4 protein-coding genes are annotated in these 3,747 nt (G+C 67.8%); 3 read left to right on the top strand and 1 reads right to left on the bottom strand.

From position 1 onward, the window contains the following. The first annotated feature begins 603 nt into the window (after nt 1-603). Nucleotides 604-1,242 (top strand): AAA family ATPase, encoded by a 639-nt coding sequence (locus tag FMEAI12_RS33645; protein WP_112109141.1) that lies wholly within the window; start codon nt 604-606, stop codon nt 1,240-1,242. 45 nt (nt 1,243-1,287) lie between these two features. Here the strand turns inward: FMEAI12_RS33645 and FMEAI12_RS33640 are convergent, their stop codons facing one another. Further along, on the bottom strand, nt 1,288-2,361 hold the full coding sequence (locus FMEAI12_RS33640; protein ID WP_112109140.1) for an IS110 family transposase: 1,074 nt from the start codon (nt 2,359-2,361) through the stop codon (nt 1,288-1,290). A gap of 278 nt (nt 2,362-2,639) precedes the next feature. Between FMEAI12_RS33640 and FMEAI12_RS33635 the strand changes: the two genes are divergently transcribed. Beyond that, nucleotides 2,640-3,284 carry a hypothetical protein gene (locus FMEAI12_RS33635; RefSeq protein ID WP_131627766.1) on the top strand — a complete coding sequence of 215 codons (645 nt, stop codon included), beginning with the start codon at nt 2,640-2,642 and terminating at the stop codon, nt 3,282-3,284. A gap of 324 nt (nt 3,285-3,608) precedes the next feature. Then, on the top strand, nt 3,609-3,747 hold a 139-nt coding region (locus FMEAI12_RS33630), incomplete at its 3' end, for a transposase (RefSeq protein ID WP_146776683.1).

Raw genomic sequence — 3,747 nt, 5'->3', positions numbered from 1 at the left:
GGTCCGACATCCCCTGCCTACCGTTCGGCTCGACGCCAGCACCCGAGGCGGGAGCCCAGTGCGGTAGTTCCGCTCGCTGGGATCTGTGCGGGGGGCCGTCCGTAAGGACGGTCCCTACCGCGACTAGCGGGGTTCTTCGTTCCGCTGTTCCTCGAGGGCCTAGGTGCGCGGTTTGCCGATACCTCCCGGACGCCGGCGCGTCCACCCGACGAAGGCACGGTACCGTTGGGGCACAGGGTGTAACAGATGGGCTACACGGGCGTTATCTCGGCCGTGGGAGATGCCAACGGTGTTGGCGTTCCGGACCTCCCGCGTCGCTTCCGTCGAGCCTTGCTCGCCTCATTTCTGGTCCTGCTGGCCGTCGCCACCTGCACGGTGGTCCTGCCGGTACGGCCAGGGGGGATCATCATCCGCATCGCCAACACGACAGCCTGCGCTGTCACCGCGGTCTGCTGCATCTGGACGGGATGGCGAGCCCGGGGCGCCGCACGTTACCCCACCTCCGACGCGACCGACCGATGCTCCTATGGATGTCAAGCAGCCAAAGGAAGATCCTTTGGTGGGGTGGGGGCAGTGAGGATCGTGTAGATCTACGCTTGTCGGGTGCGACGCCAGCCGATCATCGCTCTGCTCGGGGTGGACGGGTCGGGCAAGACGACCCAGGCCAGACAACTCGCGGCCTGGTTGAACGGGCAGGGCGTGCCGGCCCGCTACTTCGAGAACGCCGGCGGTCGCCCGATCTGGGATGCGCTGGCGCGTCGGCTCGGCCGCGCAGACGGGCGGGTGCTGTTCGGCTGCCGCGCCTACGTCGTGGTCGAGGCCTCCATGCGCTGGGTGGCGGTCAGTCGGGCGCTCGCGCTGTCCTGGCTGACCGGCGACGTCGCGGTGATGGACCGCTACGCCTACTGTCAGTATGCGATCATGCGTGCCCGCGGTGATCGTGGCGAACGTCGAGTGCGTGCCGCGTTCCGTCGGTTCCCTGCGCCTGACCTGGTCTGCTATCTGTCCGTCCCGGCCGGGCTCGCGCAGCGGCGGGTGGAGCAGCGTGGACGCGACCGTGAGGAACTCGATTACCTCGTCGCCTTCGACGAGGCGTACCGCTCCCTGCCGGAGGCATCGTCGTTCGTCGTGGTCCCGGCTGAGGGGTCATGCGAGGAGGTCCAAACGGCCTTGCGGGCGACCGTCCTACCGGTGCTCGCCCGGTTCCGGGTGGACGGCGGGCCGCGGTCCAGGCTCGACTGAGCGGGCACCGACCTCGCCACCGCACGGTGTTCAGTCCTATGGATATCAAGCAGCCAAAGGGAGATCCTTTGCCGGGGCAGGGGTGGTGAGGATCGTGTAGATCTCGCGGGCGACGTAGCGTTTGAGGCAGCGGATGATCTCTTTCTTGGTCTTGCCTTCGGCGGTGCGGCGCTCCATGTAGGCCTGGGTGGCTGGATCCCAGCGCAGCCGGCAGAGCACGACGCGGTAGAGCGCGGCGTTGGCCTGGCGGTCTCCGCCGCGGTTGAGCCGGTAGCGGTGTGTCCGCCCGGACGAGGCGGGTAGCGGGGCGACGCCGCAGAGCATCGCGAACGCGGCCTCGGAGCGCAGCCGGTCGGGGTTGTCGCCGGCGCTGACGAGTAGCTGGCCGGCGCTGTCGGCGCCGACGCCGTTCACGGCGAGCAGCTTCGGGGCGATCGCGGCGACGAGACTGCCGATGACCTTGTCGAGATCGGTGATCTCGGAGGATAGGTGCTGGAAGCGGCGCGCGAGGCTGCGCAGCGCCAGGCGGACCGCGGCCGCCGGGTTCTCGGCCCGGCCGTCCGGGACCTCGGTGTCGGCGCACACGCCGATCAGCCGGGCCGTGGTCAGCGGGGCCAGGTCGGCGCGGACCGACTCCGGTGCGGTCACGATCAGCGCTTTCATCTGCTTGACCACGTCGGCGCGGTGGCTGACCGCGCCGCGGCGGGCGATCCGCAGGGCGCGTAACGCCTCGACCTGGCCGTCACGGTCCTTCGGGGTTCCGGTCCGCCGGCCGGCCAGCGCCGCTCGGGCTGCGGCGTCGGCATCGACCGGGTCGGACTTGCCCTGCCAGCGGCGGGCCTTGCGGTCGGGACGATCGATCTCGACCACCGTGATGCCCGCCCCGGTGAGATGACGGGCCAAGCCCGCGCCGTAGGAACCGGTCCCCTCGACCCCGACCTTGACCACGGTCCCGAAGCCGCACATCCAGTCGAGCAGCTGGCCGTAGCCGGCCGCGGTCGCGGGGAACCGGGCCGAGTCGAGTTGCCGCCCGGCGGTGTCGAGCACCGCCGCCGTGTGGGTGTCCTTGTGGGTGTCAACGCCACCGACGACGTCGACCGCCTGTCGCTGCTGTGTCATCGTTGGTACAGCCGTCCTTCACGCCTCGATGGATAGGGCGGCACGCACCAGCCGGGCGACGGACAAGACAGTGAAGGGGCCTCTGGCCAGGCTCCTATGAGGTCACCCGCCCGTCCGGTGAGTGCACACGAGCCCCGCACCAGCACAGCCGGCAGATCGATCGCAGGACACCAAGGTCAGTCACGTGATGGGCCAGACCGGCCGGTGCGGGGCTCACTTACATCCTCACTGTCACGTGACGATCGAGCCTCGGGTCAACTCATGTGGATTATGAAGGGTTGGAGGTCGGCTTCGTGATGCCTGGTATGGCGCCCTACGCCACCGCACTCGTGCTTGCTCGCTACCTCGAGCAGGCCCCCCTCGACAAGGCATTCTTCGTGGAGGAGGTACGGCGCAACCGCGAGATCCGCCGCGGATTCAACCCTTACACCAAGTTCTGTGCCGCCTGTCGCGCCGACTTCCGGTTCGGGTCCTCGGGACGACATCTGGAACAAGCCGTGACCACTGTCGCCACCCGATACCAGCATCTCTATCAGCAGCTGGAATTCGGCTACCGCTCCTACCTCCGGAGCCTGGATGATCTGTCCTTCTGTTCGGAACAGAAAATCCGTGATGCAGTCATCGAGCGGTCAGGTCTCACACTCAAGATCAACCCACACATGGGCGTGCGCCGAGGCAACGGCCGAGTAGAGGCCACCTACATGTGGTTTGACGCCCACCCGCCTAATCCTGAGGTCATCGCCACATTGCTGCGGCTCATGAGCCAACACATGGAAAACATCTACCCCGCCGGGCTGCCAGTCGTACTTGACGTGCGACGGGGTCGCGCATACCGCACGAGCAGCATCTCCCCGGTCCGAGTCGACCGGTATATCGATGGGCAGCTTGCCGCGTTCGTCGCCAACTGGACGGCCGCAGCTTAACTCACACGAGTGGGCCGAGACCGTGGCGACGACGTCAGCCACGTGGCAGGTGGGACGACGACCGACCAGCCAACCCGTCTGGCTACCCTGAAGCCGCGGGTCTCGGCCCTCCCTGTCGCGCCAGCGTGGACGGTGGGATGGTCGGCGCCCGGTGCGCTTTGTCCGTGTGGACGAGGATGCCGCAGCGGGTGCTGCCCCGCGGGTGATCCGACCGCTAACGTTGCCCTTCGAGTGAGTACCTGTCCTGAATCTTGGTTCTCTGTGCGGAGAGTGACGTGGGGGTGGGAGGTTTTGGGTTGGCGGTGGGGCTGGTAGGTCGTGGAGATGGCACGTTCTCCTCGGTATCCCTCGGATCTCACGGACGCGGAGTGGGCCTACGTGCAGCCGCTGCTGCCGGCGGCGTCGAAGGACGGCCGGCCCGAGAAACACGACCGGCGTGACATCGTGGACGCGATCCTCTATG

The organism is Parafrankia sp. Ea1.12, from assembly GCF_900465275.1.
GTDB lineage: Bacteria > Actinomycetota > Actinomycetes > Frankiales > Frankiaceae > Parafrankia > Parafrankia soli.
The sequence above is the reverse complement of the archived record's forward strand: the minus strand, read 5'-3'. Positions and strand labels throughout refer to the sequence as shown.

What these genes read in the sequence shown, in the direction of transcription:
- FMEAI12_RS33640 (WP_112109140.1), bottom strand. Translation starts at nt 2,361, where the DNA reads ATGACACAGCAGCGACAGGCGGTCGACGTCGTCGGTGGCGTTGACACC.